The organism is Streptomyces sp. JLBT605 (assembly GCF_058215555.1).
This window is the reverse complement of record NZ_CM177087.1, coordinates 6792827-6809164: the sequence shown is the minus strand read 5'-3', so window position 1 is coordinate 6809164 and position 16338 is coordinate 6792827. Positions and strand designations below refer to the sequence as shown.

General features: G+C 71.3%; 17 protein-coding genes. 5 read left to right on the top strand and 12 right to left on the bottom strand.

The annotated features are described in order from the left end of the window. Positions 1-18: 18 nt before the first annotated feature. Positions 19-408, bottom strand: a complete 390-nt coding sequence (locus tag AC4BDD_RS29600; protein WP_490688548.1) for a cupin domain-containing protein — start codon at positions 406-408, stop codon at positions 19-21. 209 nt (positions 409-617) lie between these two features. Between AC4BDD_RS29600 and AC4BDD_RS29595 the strand changes: the two genes are divergently transcribed. Next, positions 618-1637 (top strand): MDR family NADP-dependent oxidoreductase, encoded by a 1020-nt coding sequence (locus AC4BDD_RS29595; protein ID WP_490688547.1) that lies wholly within the window; start codon positions 618-620, stop codon positions 1635-1637. Between the two features lie 2 nt (positions 1638-1639). Continuing rightward, positions 1640-2656, top strand: coding sequence for a DUF6670 family protein (locus tag AC4BDD_RS29590; RefSeq protein WP_490688546.1), 1017 nt, complete (start codon positions 1640-1642; stop codon positions 2654-2656). On the opposite strand, the gene AC4BDD_RS29585 is transcribed toward AC4BDD_RS29590, so the two are convergent. Next, positions 2649-3647 (bottom strand): GlxA family transcriptional regulator, encoded by a 999-nt coding sequence (locus AC4BDD_RS29585; RefSeq protein WP_490688545.1) that lies wholly within the window; start codon positions 3645-3647, stop codon positions 2649-2651. The genes AC4BDD_RS29590 and AC4BDD_RS29585 overlap by 8 nt on opposite strands. Before the next feature lie 52 nt (positions 3648-3699). Between AC4BDD_RS29585 and AC4BDD_RS29580 the strand changes: the two genes are divergently transcribed. Beyond that, complete coding sequence (locus AC4BDD_RS29580) at positions 3700-4095, top strand: cupin domain-containing protein (RefSeq protein WP_490688544.1); 396 nt, start codon at positions 3700-3702, stop codon at positions 4093-4095. A gap of 76 nt (positions 4096-4171) precedes the next feature. On the opposite strand, the gene AC4BDD_RS29575 is transcribed toward AC4BDD_RS29580, so the two are convergent. From AC4BDD_RS29575 to AC4BDD_RS29540, 8 genes are all read right to left on the bottom strand, one after another. Continuing rightward, on the bottom strand, positions 4172-5788 hold the full coding sequence (locus AC4BDD_RS29575) for a beta-N-acetylhexosaminidase (RefSeq protein WP_490688543.1): 1617 nt from the start codon (positions 5786-5788) through the stop codon (positions 4172-4174). A gap of 216 nt (positions 5789-6004) precedes the next feature. Further along, positions 6005-6835, bottom strand: a complete 831-nt coding sequence (gene nadE, locus AC4BDD_RS29570) for an NAD(+) synthase (protein WP_490688542.1) — start codon at positions 6833-6835, stop codon at positions 6005-6007. A gap of 42 nt (positions 6836-6877) precedes the next feature. Next, positions 6878-7810 carry a S41 family peptidase gene (locus AC4BDD_RS29565; protein WP_490688541.1) on the bottom strand — a complete coding sequence of 311 codons (933 nt, stop codon included), beginning with the start codon at positions 7808-7810 and terminating at the stop codon, positions 6878-6880. A gap of 260 nt (positions 7811-8070) precedes the next feature. Further along, on the bottom strand, positions 8071-8256 hold the full coding sequence (locus tag AC4BDD_RS29560) for a hypothetical protein (RefSeq protein WP_490688540.1): 186 nt from the start codon (positions 8254-8256) through the stop codon (positions 8071-8073). 144 nt (positions 8257-8400) lie between these two features. Further along, entirely contained in the window at positions 8401-9297 is an 897-nt protein-coding gene (locus AC4BDD_RS29555) for a GDSL-type esterase/lipase family protein (RefSeq protein ID WP_490688539.1), read from the bottom strand. A 175-nt stretch (positions 9298-9472) separates the two neighbouring features. Beyond that, positions 9473-10279 carry an SDR family oxidoreductase gene (locus AC4BDD_RS29550; protein WP_490688538.1) on the bottom strand — a complete coding sequence of 269 codons (807 nt, stop codon included), beginning with the start codon at positions 10277-10279 and terminating at the stop codon, positions 9473-9475. Positions 10280-10303: 24 nt separating this feature from the next. Then, complete coding sequence (locus AC4BDD_RS29545; protein WP_490688537.1) at positions 10304-10570, bottom strand: peptidoglycan-binding domain-containing protein; 267 nt, start codon at positions 10568-10570, stop codon at positions 10304-10306. A 42-nt stretch (positions 10571-10612) separates the two neighbouring features. Continuing rightward, a complete protein-coding gene (locus AC4BDD_RS29540; protein WP_490688536.1) occupies positions 10613-11050 on the bottom strand; it encodes a peptidoglycan-binding protein in 438 nt (145 codons plus the stop codon). A gap of 166 nt (positions 11051-11216) precedes the next feature. Here AC4BDD_RS29540 and AC4BDD_RS29535 point away from each other — a divergent pair, with 166 nt between their 5' ends. Beyond that, a complete protein-coding gene (locus AC4BDD_RS29535) occupies positions 11217-11498 on the top strand; it encodes a hypothetical protein (RefSeq protein ID WP_490688535.1) in 282 nt (93 codons plus the stop codon). A 96-nt stretch (positions 11499-11594) separates the two neighbouring features. Here AC4BDD_RS29535 and AC4BDD_RS29530 read toward each other — a convergent pair whose 3' ends face one another. Beyond that, positions 11595-11717 (bottom strand): hypothetical protein, encoded by a 123-nt coding sequence (locus AC4BDD_RS29530; protein ID WP_490688534.1) that lies wholly within the window; start codon positions 11715-11717, stop codon positions 11595-11597. Between the two features lie 299 nt (positions 11718-12016). Here AC4BDD_RS29530 and AC4BDD_RS29525 point away from each other — a divergent pair, with 299 nt between their 5' ends. Further along, positions 12017-13444 carry an MFS transporter gene (locus tag AC4BDD_RS29525; RefSeq protein WP_490688533.1) on the top strand — a complete coding sequence of 476 codons (1428 nt, stop codon included), beginning with the start codon at positions 12017-12019 and terminating at the stop codon, positions 13442-13444. Here AC4BDD_RS29525 and AC4BDD_RS29520 read toward each other — a convergent pair. Further along, the gene (locus AC4BDD_RS29520; protein ID WP_490688532.1) at positions 13431-16202 is read right to left on the bottom strand and encodes an ATP-binding protein; all 2772 of its coding nucleotides are present in this window, start codon (positions 16200-16202) and stop codon (positions 13431-13433) included. The genes AC4BDD_RS29525 and AC4BDD_RS29520 overlap by 14 nt on opposite strands. Positions 16203-16338: the final 136 nt, after the last annotated feature.

Here is a 16338-nt window from a genome sequence, read left to right as displayed (position 1 = left end):
TGACCACCACGGAGCGATTCACCGGATCGTCTCGGTGTCCACGTGCCCGAGCTCCGGGCGAGGGGCGAGCGGCGAGAGGTGGAAGACGATCCTGGCCGGGGCGGTGCCGGTGTTGCGGACCCGGTGCCGGGTTCCGATGGGGATCATCAGCGCCTGGTCGGCCCCGAGGGGGTGCGGCTCGCCGTCGAGGTCGACCGTGATGTCCCCTTCCACCACGAACAGGAACTCCTCCGAGTACGGGTGGTAGTGCTCCACGACGTACTCACCGGGCTCCAGGCGGGCCATACCCGAAAAGCCCGAGGTGCAGCCCACCGTCTTGGGGCTGAGCAGGATCCGCAGCTCCCCGCCGCGGCGGCGGTTGGGTGCGGCGTCGGTGAGCGAGACGACGGCGTGGGATGGGTGGCCCATGATCCTCCTCGGCGGCTTCCTACGGCCGTGCTGGACGTGACCCGGATATGTGATCTGTATATATGTCCTACAAATACTCCGCGGTGTAACCCTGTGTCACTTGATGGGCGTACAGGTAGCTGGGACACACCGCACCGGAGGTCGTTGAGCTCGTCGTTCCTCTCGTGTAGTGGTTGCCGTGTGCCCCCTCAACCCGATGACAGCGCGTCATGACCCGGCCGCTCAACCGGGAGGTCTGCCTGGCCCGGCGGCTCACCGCGGGGCCCCTCACGCCTGAGCATTTCGTGCTCCAGGAGCGGAAACTGGCGCCGCCGGAAGAGGGCGAGATCCTGGTGCGCCACGACTACCTGCAACTGTGGGCCGTCATGAGGGATCTGATGACCCCGGCTCCGGTGCTGCCGATGCCGCCCTACGAGGTCGGCGCGCGGCTGTGGGGCCCGGGCATCGGCACCGTACTGACCTCCCGGAGCCCGAATGTGCTCCCCGGCGACGTGGTCTTCTCACTCGCGGGATGGACCGAGCACTCGGTGGGCCCGGCGGAGCGGTACACCAAACTCGACACCACGCTGTACCCCCGGCCGGAGTACTTCCTCACGCAGGGACCGACCGCGCACCACGGGATGGCCGACATCGCCCGGGTGGGCGAGGGCGACGTGGTCTTCGTGTCCGGCGCCGCCGGGGCGGTCGGCTCACTGGCCGGACAGATCGCCCGGTGCCGCGGCGCGCGGTGCGTGATCGGCAGCACGGGCAGCAAGGACAAGGTCGGGTACCTCGTCAGCGAGCTCGGCTACGACGCCGCCTTCGACTACCACGACGGGCCGGTGGCGGAACGTCTGCGCGAATGGGCCCCTGAGGGGATCGACGTCTTCTTCGACAACGTCGGTGGTGAGCAGTTCGAGGCGGCCGTCCAGGTCGCGGCCCCGCGGGCGCGGTTCGCCCTGTGCGGTGCGCTCTCCGGCCAGTTGGGCCCCGCCGATGGCGCTTTCCCGAGACTCGATCTGCTCACCGCCATCCTGAAGGAGATCAGCCTGCGGCCGTTCGCCACCGCCCACACTCCCGAACAGTTGACCGCCTGGTACACGGACTCCAGCCGATGGCTGCGGGAGAGGAAGCTCGTACTGCCGCAGACGGTCGTCGGCGGGGGACTCGCGGCCGCTCCCGGCGCTCTGATCGCGCTGCTGGACGGCGAGTACCGGGGGAATGTCGCGGTGCGTCTCCACGAGGCGTGAGCATGTTCCGCAGGGTGCAGGACTGGATGAACCCGCCGAGCCGGCTGACCGATGAGCGGTTCGACGTCGACGCTCCGCTGGCCGCGCCGAGCGGCCCCTACCGGTCCGCGCACCACGGCATCGTGATTCCCGAACTGCCCCGGCCGCTGTGCTTCCTCAGCGTGATCACGATGTTCGGCAGGCCCCCGATCCGGCTGCGCCGCCAGGGGCCGGCGGCGACGAGCGCGCGGACCACCGCCTCGGTGTTCGTCGGCACCGCCGCCCCGCAGGCGTGGCATTCGGCTGACCACGGCGTCGCGGCGAGCGAGGTGAACACCGCCGGCACGGTGTTCCGGTTCGGCGACGGCATCGCTCTGACCGGCCGCTATCCGCGGTTCCGGCTGGGCTGCGAGCTACCCGGGCTGGGCGTGGACCTGACCATCACCGCCACCGACGTGGTGACCACCTTCGCGGCCATGCGCGGCGGCCTGTACGACCACCAGTCCGTGCTCTGCCGCTACCAGGGCACGGTGACCCACCACGGCGGCGAGCGTGCGGTGACCGGGCTGTGCGCCCTGGAATACGCTCGCGGGAAGGGCGCCGGCCTGTCGTTCCGGTGGTTCACCTACCACGTCATCAACATCGACGACCGCACCCAGGTGCTGTTCACCGAAGTGCTCGGGCCCGCGGGGGTCCCGGTGTCCCGGGCCGCATACGTCCGCAGACTCGGCGAGGGCAGTCGCACCTACCGCACCGGCTTCACCTTCACGCCGGCCCCGCCCGGCCCGCCACACACCGGCCGCGGGGGCCTGCCGTGGCAACTGCCCGCCGCGTTCTCCGTCGCGGTGAGCGACGACGACCGCGACGAGGTCTTCCGTATCACCGCGACCACCCGCGCCGACTGGGCCAAGGGCCCGCTCGGCGGCTACGCCGCCGGCTATGACTACGAGGGCGTCCTCCAGGGCAAGCCGGTGTCCGGCATCGGATACGGCGAGTACGTCGACAACCGGCGCAAGCGCCAGGGGCGCCGCGCTAGGTGAGGTCCGCCGCCGGACCGAACCGGTGCCGGTACGCCGACGGGGTCAGCCCTGTCTCGCGGCGCATCAGGGCGCGCAGGTTGGCCGCCGTGCCGAGCCCGCTGCGCCGTGCGACCACCTCGAAACGCGCCTCGCCCCGCTCGATCAGCCGACACGCCAGGGCAAGCCGTTCCGCGGTGAGCCAGGCCAGCGGCGTGGTGCCCAACTGCGCCCGGAAGCGACGGTGGAGTGTCGCCGGGCTGATGGCCGCGCGCGCCGCGAGGTCGGCGACGGCCAGCGGTGCGTCCAGCCGCTCCTGCGCCCACGCCAGGACCGGCGCCAGGGACTCGTCCGGCAGGTCGGGCACCGGGCGCTCGATGAACTGCCGCTGCCCACCGTCCCGGTGCGCCGCGAAGACCAGCCGCCGGCTGACGGTGTTGGCGACCTCCGCGCCGTGGTCACGCCGGACGATGTGCAGCCCGAGGTCGAGGGCGGCGGCACTCCCGGCGGCGGTGAGGATGTCGCCGTCGTCCACGAAGAGCACATCTTCTTCGAGCCGGACCCGGGGGAAGCGGGCCCGGAAGGAGTCCGCCCACTGCCAGTGCGCGGTGGCGCGCCGCCCGTCGAGGACGCCGGCCTCGGCGAGGGTGAAGGCGCCGCTGCAGAAGCCGACCAGGCGCGCACCGCGGGCGTGCGCCCGCCGCACGGCGTCGAGCACGGCCGGGCGACGGGGCACGTCGGTGTCGGGCCGGTTGGGGACGATCAGGGTGTCCGCCGAGTCGGCCGCCTGAAGATCGGCGACTGAGGTGAGCGTGAAGAAGCCGTCTCGCATCAGCGTGCGCGGCTCGGGCGAGCAGAGGCGGAAATCGTAGAGATCGCGGCCGATCTCGGGTCTGCGCAGACCGAAGACCTCGGTCGCACAGCCGAGCTCGAAGGGGTTGGAGTTCTCGTCCACGACCACGACGACCCGGTGCGGGGCCGCCGCACGCACGTCCTGCGAGGAATCTTGCGGCATGTGCGATTCCTAGCACTCACGGCGGCCGCGCTCAACCGGCGAGGATCCCCCCATGAGCAAGGAACCCATCGCACTGCGCACCGCCCTGGCATCCTTCGACGCCCTGTGGAGCCCCCGGATCGTCACGCGCGTCAACGACTACGACGTACGCGTCGCCAAGGTCGAGGGCGAGCACATCTGGCACGTCCACGACGACACCGACGAGTTCTTCCTGGTCCTCGACGGGGAGCTGCACATCTCCCTGCGCGAGCCCGCCGGGGAGCGCACGGTCCGGCTCCCCCGGGGGGCGGTCTTCACCGTCCCCCGGGGCACCGAGCACAGGCCCTACGCTCCCACCGGTGCCGCGATCCTCCTCTTCGAGCCCACCGGGACCCCGACGGTCGGTGACCGCCACGACGAGATCCCCGACCACATCGACGCGACGACCGGGCACCCGCTCGACTCCTGAGGGTGCTCGATTTCCTGAGGGTGCTTCGATTTCCTGAGGGAGAAAGGGCCTTCCCGGCGGCCGGCCCCCGCGTGCGTCACTCCGCGGGCCAGGGCACCTGCGGCGAGCGGTAGTAGTCGATCCCGAGCGCCGACATCCGCGGCCCCTGCGCCGCGAGCCGCACCTTGTACGCGTCCCAGTCGTGCGTGGACGCCGGGGACCAGCCGAGTTCCGCGGCTCCCGGCAGCCTCGGGAAGGCCATGAACTCGATGTGGTCACTGGTCGACACGGTCTCCGACCACAGCGGCGCCTCGACGCCGGCGATCGCCGACTCGGGTACCCCGGGCAGATACCCGCCCGGGTCCCAGTCATAGGAGCGCCGCACCTCCACATAGCCGGCCCAGTCCAGGCCCAGCGGGGTGTCCTTGGTGTACTTCATGTCGAGGTACAGCCGGTCGGCAGGCGACAGGACCAGCTGGGTACCGTTCCGCGCGGCCTGTGCCACCCGGGCCTTCTCGGCGTCACTGGTGGTGTCCAAGCCCCAGTACTGGGCGACGGCGCCCCTCGCGGGCGTGGCGCCGACCAGCTGGTGCCAGCCGAGCACCGTCTTGCCGTATCTGCCGACGACGGCCTGCGCCCTGTCCATGAACGCCGCATAGTCCTCGTGGCTGGTGGAGTGGGCCTCGTCGCCGCCGATGTGGAGGTACTTCCCCGGCGTGAGGGCCGCCAGTTCGCGGACGACATCGTCCACGAAGTCGTAGGTCACGGCCTTGCCCACGCACAGGGAGCTGAAGCCGACGTCCGTGCCGGTGTACAGCGGCGGGGCGACGCCGTCGCAGTTCAGCTCGGCGTAGGAGGCGAGGGCCGCGTTGGTGTGGCCCGGCATGTCGATCTCCGGGATCACCTCCAGGTAGCGGGCGGCGGCGTAGGCGACGATCTCCTTGTACTGGGCCTTGGTGTAGTGACCGCCGGGGCCGCCGCCGACCTGGGTGGAACCGCCGTAGGTGGCCAGCCGCGGCCAGGAGTCGATGGCGATCCGCCAGCCCTGGTCGTCGGAGAGGTGCAGATGCAGCTTGTTGATCTTGTAGAGGGCGAGCTGGTCGATGTAGCGCTTGACCTGGTTGACGGTGAAGAAGTGCCGGGAGACGTCGAGCATCGCGCCCCGGTGGGCGAAGCGCGGGGAATCGGTGACGGTGCCGCCCGGGACGAGCCACGGGCCGGTCTGCCGGGTGCCCTTCTCGACGGCGGCGGGCAGCAGTTGGCGGAGCGTCTGGATAGCGTGGAAGAGCCCCGCGGGTTTCACGGCGGTGATGGTGACGCCGCCGGGGCCGGACACCAGCCGGTAGCCCTCCTCGCCGAGGCTCTTGTCGCGCGTGCCGAGCGCGAGCCGGATGCCGCCGCTGCCGCCGTCGTCGGTGACGGGCAGCGGAAAGCCGGTGGAGGGACGCAAGCCCGCGGCGAGGTGGGCGCCGATGCGCCGCACCTCGCGCGAGTCGTCGTCCACCAGGATCCGGGTCGCGGGGGTGATGGCGTACGGCGAGCCGGCCGGGGACACGGACGCGGGCGCCGGGACGACCTCGCCGAGCGGCCGCACGGCCGCGTCGGCGGCGGGTGCGGAGGCGAGGGCGGGCCCGGCCCCCGCACCACCGATGCCGGCCACCACGACCAGCGATAACGAACACAGGAGACGGGGGAACGTTCTGCGCTGTCTCACGAGCTGGATCCCTTCCGAGAGGCATCATGACTCTGACGCTGAGCAACAGCTCCCGTGCTGCGCATGGGTACTCAGGCAGCGACCGAAGGGCACCATGGGTACCGCGCGGCGCGAGACAGGGTCAAGGGTCTAGACCTCTTTGCGGGCTTTTGGGAGCCGGTGACTCCCGAAAGCCCGCCGGACCGCCCAGGGAGCGGGATCCCGCCGGACACCGATCTACGGCGCGATGGGCAGCTGCCGCTTGTGGTCGGTGAGGCGGTAGCGGCGGACGATCGTTTCGAAGGCCCGCTCGTCCACCGGCTTGCCTTCCAGGAAGTCGTCGATGTCGTCGTAGGTGACCCCCAGCGCGTCCTCGTCGGCCTTGCCCGGGTCGAGGGTCTCCAGGTCGGCCGTCGGGGTCTTCCACACCAGCTCGGCGGGGGCGCCCAGCGCGTCCGCCACGGCGCGCACCCGGCGCTTGGTCAGGCCGGTCAGCGGGACGAGGTCGGCGGCGCCGTCGCCGAACTTGGTGAAGAAGCCGGAGACCGCCTCGGCGGCGTGGTCGGTGCCCACGACCAGGCCGTCGTGCGCGCCGGCCACCGCGTACTGGGCGATCATGCGCTGCCGGGCCTTGATGTTGCCGTGCACGAAGTCCTGGTGGTGGGCGTCGCGGAAGCTGACGCCGGCGGCCAGCGCGGCTTCCAGCGCGGCGTCGCCGGCGGGCTTGATGTCCACGGTCAGCACGTGGTCGGCCCGGATGAAGGAGAGCGCGAGCTGGGCGTCCTGCTCGTCGGCCTGGACCCCGTAGGGCAGTCGCATCGCGTAGAACCGCGCCTCGTGCCCGGCGGCCCGGGCCCGCTCGACGGCGAGCTGGCAGAGCCGGCCGGTGGTGGTGGAGTCGACGCCGCCGCTGATGCCGAGCACGAGGGAGCGCAGACCGGTGGAGGTCAGCCGCTCGGCGAGGAAGGCCACCCGGCGCTCGATCTCCCGCTCGGCCTCGAAGTCCTCGGCGACCTGGAGTTCCCGGGCGATCTCCTGCTGCAGGGCGATGGACGCCGGCTCGCTCACGTCTGCTCCTTGTTCGCTTCGCGATGTACTGTCGCGCCCACCCTACCCAGGGCGACCAGGCGCGATCGGCGGCACCTGGTCGCCGCGGGCCGGCGGCGTCCGTGCGGCCTCGAGTGCCGCGTCGAGCGCCTGGTCCGCCGGGACGGGTATGTCGGGGATCACTCCGACGCCTTCCCAGTTGGTGCCGGTGACGCTGTTGACGGTCCGGGCGGTCGGCACGGTCACGAGGATGTGTTCGGTCAGCGCGTGGCGGGCTGTCGGGTGCGCGCCGCCGCGCGTCGTCTCACCGATGAGGACGGCCCGGCCGTGCGCCTGCAGGGTGTACGCCACGTCCTCGCCCCCGGAGAAGGTGGTCGCACTGGTGAGCACGGAGACCGGGCGGTCCGCATAGCGCGGCGCGGGCAGGTGCGCGATCGTCCAGAACTGCCGGGTGGCACCGGTGGACCGTTCGTGGATGTCGTTGAGGTGCACCTGGTCGTCGCGGAAGAAGTAGCTGCACCACATCGCCGCTCCTTCCGGTACCCCGCCGCGGCATTCGCGCAGGTCCAGGATGAGCGCGGAGGTGCCGGCGACCAGTTGCATGGCCGCGCCGATCGCGGCGGCGCCTTCGTCGGCGGAGGCGATGCGCCGGACGTCGATGAACCCGATGTTCCCGTCCAGGTGCTCGACGCGACGGATGCCCTGGTTCTCCGCCCGGAGCAGGGCGAGGAAGGCGGACCGCCCCTCGTCGTCGTCCTGGGGATCCACCGACTGCGGCTGGTTGGTCCACAACAGCCGAAGATGCTTGTCGGGGCAGGTCTGCTGGAGGTGAGCGGTCACGGTCTCGCAGAGCGCCGGCCCGTCCAGGTCGTCGTACTCGCCTGCCGTGATGCGGCGCCGCATCGCGGCGCCGATGTCCGCGGCCTTCCCGGGGAAGACGTACCCTGCCTCGATCCGGTCCAGGGCCTGTCCGACTATCTGTTGGTTGGTGAGCACGGCGGGCCATGCTAGATCGCGCGCACGCTGATGACGAGCGATTTTCTTCCTGGGCGTGAACGGCCAAGTCCCCGGACTCGTGATGAGTCCGGGGACTTGGTGAGTGGAGCGCCCGGCAGGCCTTGCACCTACATTTCCCACCGGTTGGTGGGCGTCTTTCCTTGGACCACAGACGCGCGACCCCTGTGCCGTGCACCGGAGTTACGTGGAAGATCATACAGGATCCACGGTTCGCCCACGACTTGCTCCTCGCCGCAGGGCTACAGAGCGCCGGTGGCGACGTTCAGGGCGCCCTGGCCGGCGTGCAGGGCGCCCGACACGAGGTTGGCGGCGGGGACGGAAGCGGCGCCGACGACGGCCCCTACCCGACTCTCCGCGCCGGCAGGCGTGGCGAGAGAGCCGAGGAGAGCGGCGGCGCCGAGGAAGACGGCTGCGATACGACGCATGGTGAGCTCCGTTCTTGACAGCACGATGAGAAACCCTGGTCCATGTCGCGGCACAGACTGCCACGAAACGGACAAAAATGCACCAATCGCCCAGTGTGCTGTGTCGGTTGGAGCCGGTGGTCCGCAGGCGGCCGGTCGCCGGGCTCAGCGAGCGAGGGCGTTCAGGTGCCGGTAGAGCTCCTGGTGGCCTTCGGGCGTGGGATGCACTCCGTCGACGAGCAGTTCGGCGCGCCCCCGCAACGGCTCCCACAGGTCGAGGTAGTCGACGTGGTTCGCGTCGCACCAGGCCCGCATGGACTCGCGCAGGGCCAGCGCTCGCGCCTGGGTGAAGCACAGGCCCTCGTAGTCGCGGGTGCGTTCCTCGTCGACCCAGGTCGGTCCGGCGACGACGAGTCGTGCGTTGTGGCTCTGGGCCGCGGCCGCCAGCGAGCCGAGGCTGTCCGCGACGTGCGCCAGCCCGTCGACTCGAGTCGGCGAGACGTCGAGCGGCAGGGCGGAATCGTTGATGCCAGCGGCGACGAGGAGGGTGTCGGGCAGGCGAGGAGCCAGCAGCGCGGGCGTCTGCTCGCTGACACCGACCAGGGTGCTGCCGGGAATGGCGAGATTGAAGACCCGGTGTTCGGCCTCGTTGCCGGCGATGTGGTCGGCCGACAGGTGGGCTGCCCAGCCGCCACGCGGATCACAGCGCCCGTAGGCGATGCTGTCGCCCACGATCACGATGCGCGCCGCCGAGCGCAGCGGCTTCGCGTCGAGGTAGGCCCAGGCGGTCTCCCCGGAGGCCAGGAGCACCCGCCGGCGGGCGTAGTCGTCGACTTCGTAGGCATCGGCCGCGGCGAGGTCTTCGTCGGTGAGGCGCAGGACGGCGCCCTCGACCACGGAGCCGTACTTGCGCTCCAGGGTCAGATGCACCTCCAGCCCGCTTGCGGCGATCACGGACTCGTCGGTGATCCGCAGGGGCCTGGTCGTGTAGCCGACCAGCGACGCCGGGGACGAGGGAACGGCTTGGCCGAAGAGAGCGGTCTGGACCCGCTCGTCCCTCAACGTGCCGAAGGAAAACAGGTTATGGGGTCGTGAGTCGGTCACCGTGAGCTGCGCGGCCTTTCATCAGGATGGACCGGACCACCCTAACGGGCGAACCACGCCGCCGGATCAGCCCTCCCGCACCGCCGCCGCGGTGACGGCGTCCCCCCGCTCGCCAGGGGCGTTCACCGACTCATCAGGGGCGACGCCAGGAGTCGTCCGTCAGATGCGAGCCCGCCATCGGCCCCATGCGCAGCATCCCGCCGTCGACGGCCCATGAGGCGCCGGTGACGTATCCGGCTCCCTCCCCCGCCAGGAATCCGATCACCGCGGCGACCTCGCGGGCGTCCCCGGGCCTGGCGAGCGGCACGCCGGGCCGGTGGACGCTGCTGACGTCGATGTCCTCCTGCCCGGTCATCGGGGTGGCGATCTCGCCCGGCGCGACCGCGTTCACCAGGATCCGATGCTCCGCCAGTTCCAGCGCCATGACCTGGGTGAGCAGCCCCAGCCCGCCTTTGGCCGCGCAGTACGGCGCCGCACCGACGCGGGGTTGGTGCTCATGGACGCTGGTGACGTTGATGATGCGCCCGCCGTCGCCCTGCCGGATCATGCGGCGGGCGGCGCGCTGGCCGCACAGGAACGGGCCGACCAGATCGACGTCGAGGACGTCCCGCACCGTGCCGGGGTCCAGGTCGACGAAGGCGGTGGCCGTGCCCATGCCGGCGTTGTTCACCAGGACGTCGATCCGGCCCAGCCGGTCGGCGAGCCGGTCGACCGCCTCGGCGGCCTCCGGCAGGTGGGTGAGGTCCATCCGCTCCAGCTCACAGCGCCGCCCCAGCGCCCGCACTTCCCCGGCGGTGTCCTCCGCGCCGGTCAGGTCGCTGTGCCAGGTGACGCCGATGTGCATGCCCTGGCGGGCGAGCGCCACGGCGGTGGCCCGGCCGATGCCGGAGTCGGCGCCGGTCACCACCGCCACGGTGTCCGCCGTCCGCGTCGCGGTCATGCCTCTCATCCCCCTCGGACTCGCTCAGCAGACGAAGTCGGGGCTGTTGGCCCAGAGCGTGAGATGGGACCAGGTCTGCGCCCCGATGATGCCGTCGACGGTGATCTCCGCACACATCTGGAATCTCCGCGTCGCGGTCTCCGTGATCGGGCCGAAGATTCCGTCGTCGACGAGCTTTTCGCCCGTCAGCGAATTGTTGAGATAACACTGCGCCTGTTTTACGGCAGCTCCCGACGAGCCACGTTTGATCGTGGGCCGTGATTTGGTGTGGTTGCAGACTTCGGTGACCATGGTGCGTCCCCGGATCGATCGGTATCAGACTTTCGATCGGCATCAGGCTGCCAGGTAATCGGATTCCGGATAAGGGACCCTCAGTTTTGCCCAGGAGGTCGGTCCGGGCCAGCCGTCGGCGTCCGCGCCCCGGTACCCGAGCTTCTGCTGCCACAGGGAGTAGGAATTGCGGTGTGCGGGCGCCCAGTGCCCCGTCGGGCCACCCGGGCCGTAGGCGGAACAGCCCTCTTCGACCAGGCGGATGGCCATGCTGGTGATGATGGGGCTGTCGGGGTCACTCTTGAACCACTCGGCACCGGGAAAAGGAACGTAACCGGATTCCACTTTCTTGACGAGCAGTCGCTGCCCGATCTGGATTTTGTTGGGGTCCGGTATGTGGTTCCATGCCTGAAGCTGCTCGACGGTGGTCCCGAATTGCTTGGCCAGCGCGTACAGCGTGTCACCGGTTTTGACGACGTAATAGGTATCTTCTGTCTTCATCTTTTCATGCTAGATCTGCCGACTGGCCCTCGCATGTCGGGACAGCCGGACCGAATGGGGTCATTCTGAGGGTGGGTGAACGCCGCGGCCGGCCGGGGAACGCAGCGGCGGGCCGCGGATCGCATGCGCCGCTCCCGCCCGGTCGGCAGTCGAGAGGATCGGATCGATGGGTGACCCGGACAGCCACCCCGACATCGGGGTGCAGAAGACCCGGACCTGGGCCGGCCTCATGGCCGTCGTGACAGGGAACGCGGCGATCACCGTCGCCGCGATCTGGGGTGTCAGCGGGGCGGACGGCGCTCAGTCCGTCGCCATCCTCACCAGTGGGTTCACTGCCGTCTCCACCATGACCACGGCCTACTTCGGCATCCGCGCCGTTTCCAACACCGCTCAGAACAGGTCCGCGGCACGGTCGTCGGCGCCGCCTCCCAAACCTCCTGCCGAATAGGCGGCCGGGCCAGCCGCCCGCCACGGCGGCTGGCCACTCCCCCCCCCCCCCCGGAAACGATCGCCGGACAGCCTCGCCAGCCCAACGGCCGCGGGGCTAGGAGAAGATGACGTTGGTGCTGCCTTCGTCGAAGAAGGCGATGCCGTCGGCGCTGGCGGGGATGGTGGCCAGTCCCAGGAGTGCGACGGCTCCGAGGACGACGGCGGCGATACGGCGCATGGTGGGGCCTCCTTGGTGGGGCGGTGGGTTCGCCGCAGTCTGCAGGGCCCGCCGCCAAGGGGTGCGGAGCGTCACTCACGCGTGGTGAGTGAATCGATTCTTCAAGGCTGTTCGGAGGTACGCCGCCGGGGCGCATCCCGCATGCCGCCCGGCGGGCGAGCGACTCCCCGGCCGTTTTGCCGTCTTCGCAAACTTCTTACCCGATCCGCTGACCATGGCCCGACAGTGCTGCCCAGGCCGGTGAGGGCTCGATTCCGCGAGCACCCGCGAAGAGCCGCGAAGAGCAACCAAGGAGCAACATGGATACGGAACCGGGCGCGCCCAGACGCTGGACGGTGCTGGCGGTCTGCTGCCTGAGCCTGTTCCTGGTCGGGCTGGACACCACGATCGTCAACGTCGGCCTGCCGTCGATAGGTGCCGGCCTGGACATCGGAACCCGCGGCCTGGAGTGGACGGTCGACGCGTACACGCTCGTGCTGGCCAGTGCGCTGATCTCGTCCGGCGCGCTGGCGGACCGCATCGGACGGCGGCGCGTCTTCCGGACCGGGCTGGTCGTCTTCGGCGCCGCCTCGGTGGCGTGCGCGCTCGCCCCGAGCGTGGGTGTGCTGGTCGCGGCCCGCGCGGTGCAGGGTGTGGGCGCGTCGATGCTCAGCCCGGTGGCGCTCGCCATCGTCGTCAACGTGATAACCGAGCCGAAGGAGCGGGCGCGTGCGATCGGGGTGTGGGCGGCCGTCTTCGGCGTCAGCATGGCCGCCGGCCCGCTCGTGGGCGGCGCTCTGGTCACGGGTTGTGGATGGCGGTCGGTGTTCTGGATCAACGTGCCGGTCGTCGCCGTGGCGCTGGTGCTGACCGCGGTCTTCGTCCCGGAGTCCCGTGCCGAGCGACCGCGGCGGCTGGACGGCCCGGGACAGCTGCTGTTGACCGTCGTGGTCGGCTGTTCGGTCGCCGTGCTGATCGAGGGACCGCACATCGGGTGGCGCTCGCCCGTGGCGATCGCCGGGTACGTCGTCATCGCCGTCGCCGCGGCCGCCTTCGGCAGGGTCGAGGCGCGGCGGGCCGAGCCACTGGTGGACCCCTGGCTCTTCCGTCGGCCGCCGTTCATCGCGGCCGTGGTCGGCGCGGTCGTGGTGTTCGTGGCCCTCAGCGCGACGCTGCTGCTCAACACGCTCTACCTCCAGCACGCGCGAGGCATGTCCCCGGTGGCGGCGGGGGTCGTCACGCTTCCCATGGCCATCGCGGCGACCGTCTGCGCGCCGCTGTCCGGGATGCTCGTCGGCCGGGTGGGCCCGCGCCCGCCGCTGGTGCTCGCCGGGGGCTTCCTCACGGCCGGCGGGCTGTGCCTGGTGGGGATCGGCAACCACACCGGCCTGTGGTCGCTGTCGCTGGCCTGCCTGCTCGTGGGCATCGGGTTCGGCTTCGCCAACGCGCCGATCACCAACACCGCGGTCAGCGGCCTGCCGCCGGCCCGCGCCGGCCTCGCCGGCGGGATCACCTCCGCCGCCCGCCAGCTCGGCTCGGCCCTGGGCATCGCCCTCACCGGCGGCATCATCGCCGACGCGGCGCCCGCGCAGCTCGCCCGGGCGTCGCGTCCCGGCTGGCTCCTGATCGCCGGCTGCGGGCTGCTGGTCCTCGTCGTGGCCCTGATGGCGCCGGCCGCCGGCGAACGCCGCCAACCGGCCAAGCAGCCGACCGCGAGGTCGGGCGGCGAGGGAGTCAGATCTCGGTGAACGGGGTCGAGCCCAGGCCGTCCCGGTACGCCCGGGAGACCAGCCGGTTCACGCGTTCCTCGTCGACGAACCGGCGGCGCGGATCGGCGTCCGGAATACTCTCCGCCTTGCGCCGCACCTCGTCCCAGGCCCGGACGACCCACTCCCGCGCCCCGTCGCGGTCGCCGGACGCCTCCACCGCGCGGGCGTGGTGGAGAAAGACCTCCTCGCTCCGCACGGTGGACAGCTGACCGTGGTGGTCGAGCAGGTCGACCGCCCGCGTGCTGAGCGACAAGGCGTCGGACGGATCCCCTGTGTGCAGGCGCAGCCGGGCGAGCAGTGCCAGGGCGTTGACCTCGCTGCGCGGCAGTCCTCCGTCGTGGGCTTCGCGCAGCGCCGACCGGAGCATGGTCTCGGCGCTGTCGAGTGCGGCCCGGTCCGCGCAGAGCAGGGAGACCTCCGCGTGATGGATCCGCACGATCGGCACGATGTCGACGAGCATGAACCGCTCGGTCACCTCCCAACCGAGGCCGACCAGGCGGCGCGCTTCGGCAAGGTCGCCCAGCTGAGCGGTGGTCCGGCCGAGTAAGGAGAGGTTGCAGCCGTACCACCCGGTGCGCTCCTCGGTCCGGCTCTCCTCCACCGCGATGGCCTCCCGCAGCGCGGCGGCCGCGCCGGCCAGGTCGCCCAGGGCGATCCGCATCTGGGCCAGGTAGTTGAGCGCGGCGGTCAGTTCGGCGTGGCGGTTGCGGTCGCGGAGGCTGTCGACGCAGGCGGGCAGGCGGCGGTCGGCCTCGCCGAAGTCGCCCGCGTCGAAGCTGTTGACGCCCAGCTGCATACGGACCTCGTCCACGATGAGGCGCACGGTGGGGTCCTCGGACGTCCGCAGCTCCTGGTGTCGCTCGTGCATGGCTTCGGCCTGCCGCAGCAGCTGCAGCCCGGCCGTCAGGTCCTGTTTGGTCAGTTGGTGACCGTACTCGGCTGTCGCGATGAAGCGCGTGACCGTATCGCCGTCGGAGCCGGCCAGGTCCATGGCGGCCCGCAGCTTGGGCAGGGCGGCGTTGACCCCGTCGGTCCGCAGCAGCGTCTTGCCCTCCAGGAACAGCGCGCGTGCGCGGAGGGCGTGGTCACCGGTCCGGGCGGCGGCCACGCTGGCTTCCGCGGCGAGGTCGGCGAGCGCCATGCCGCGGCTCTGCTGGAGGTCGATCCGGCCGCGCCAGCGCAACGCGGTCACCACCAGGAGGAGTTCGATCGCCTCCACCCGGAGCCGATCGGCTTCGGGGGTGGGGGGCGAGATGGTGTTGAGCTCGTCCAGAGCGCGGTGGCACAACGCGGCGGACTCGCTGAAGGACGAGGTCCGCATGGCCAGGTCACGGGCGGTGTGGAGCGCATGTCGAGCCGCCAGCATGGGTTTTCCCCCCATATGGTAGTGGTGGCACACGTCGAGGATGAATTCCTGCGGAGTGCCCGGAACGGCTTCGCCCATCCGGTCGAGGATGTCGGCGATCGCCGCATGCCGGTCCCGCCGGGCTTGCGCGCTCTGCCGACTGTAGAACGCCAGCCGCAGCAGCGCGTGGTCGAAGAGGTAGTAGTCGGAGCCGGTGTCCACCACCCAGGCCGGGGGGCGTACCGCGCGGATCACGCCGAAGTCCCGGGAGACCTGGTGGAGGCGGTGCAGGACGTCGCCGCGTGCCGCGCCCGACACCCGCTCGACCACCGCGGACATGAAGTGCTCGCCCTGGGTCGCACCGATCACCAGCAGCCGCACGGTCTCCGGATCGATCCTCTTGATCCGTTCCTGGAGGACTCTGGCGACCTTCGCGGGCAGCAGCACGGCGTCCTCGTCCTCCTGCCCGGCCGGCAGCCCGGGCAGCTCCACTCCTGGGCCCGCCCCCGTCGAGGTCAGCAGGTGCAGGGCTGAGCGCTCCTCCAGCAGCCGCAGGTACTGGGCGAGCAGGATCGGGTGCCCACCGGTCAGATTGAGCAGGCGGTCCGTGGCCGTGGTGGCGTTCGTCCTGCGGGTGAGCCGGTTCAGGTAGTCGGACACCACGGGGCGCGGGAATCCCTCCAGCCGCAGATGGAGCATTCCGTCGTCCCAGTCCAGCGCGTGGAGCACCTCGTGCAGCGGGTGACCGTCCCCGACCTCCTCGGGCCGGTAGGCCAGGATGAACCCCAGCGGCCGCTCGGCCAGCTCCTCGGCGAGGCTCCGCAGGACCAGCGACGAGCTCTCGTCGATCAGGTGGGCGTCGTCGACCGCGACCACCAGCGGGCCGTGCTCCAACGCCAGCGCGAGGACCGCCTCGCACACCGACTGCCGCACGGCCGCGGCCAACGGCACCCCGCCACTGCCCGCCTGCGCCTCCGCGCCGCCGTCGAACGCCGCCTTGGTCACCAGCGCGCCGGCCTGCAGCAGCGGCCCCACCGCCGGAACCAGGGACAGCACATCCGGGGCGGCCAGGGACACCCCGCGCGCGCTCCGGCGCAGCAGCCCCCTGCGCCGCGGCTGCGGCCGCTGCAGTCCGCGGAAGAGCTCGAGGAACGGGCCGTAGGCGTTCACCTCCCCGATCCCGCTGTAGCAGGGCACCCGCACCAGGCGGCAGCCGCCCGCGGCGCCCGGCTCGCCCGCCCGCCGTTCCAGCTCCCGTAGGATGCTGGACTTGCCGATCCCCGCGGAACCCGAGATCGCGGCGGCCCGCCCGCGCCCTTCGGCCGTGTCGGTCAGCAGCCGGCTCAACCAGGTCAGTTCCTGGTCCCGATCGATGAAGAACGGCTCGCTCACGGTCCCCCCGTCGTCAGTTCTCGCACGGGCGTCCGGTGCCCGTACGAGCCGTGCCAAGCGTCGCGCTCCGCACCGTCTCCCCGCTGACGGCCCGTCATCGGGCTCCATCATCCCCACTCGGCCCGCTCGCGACAGC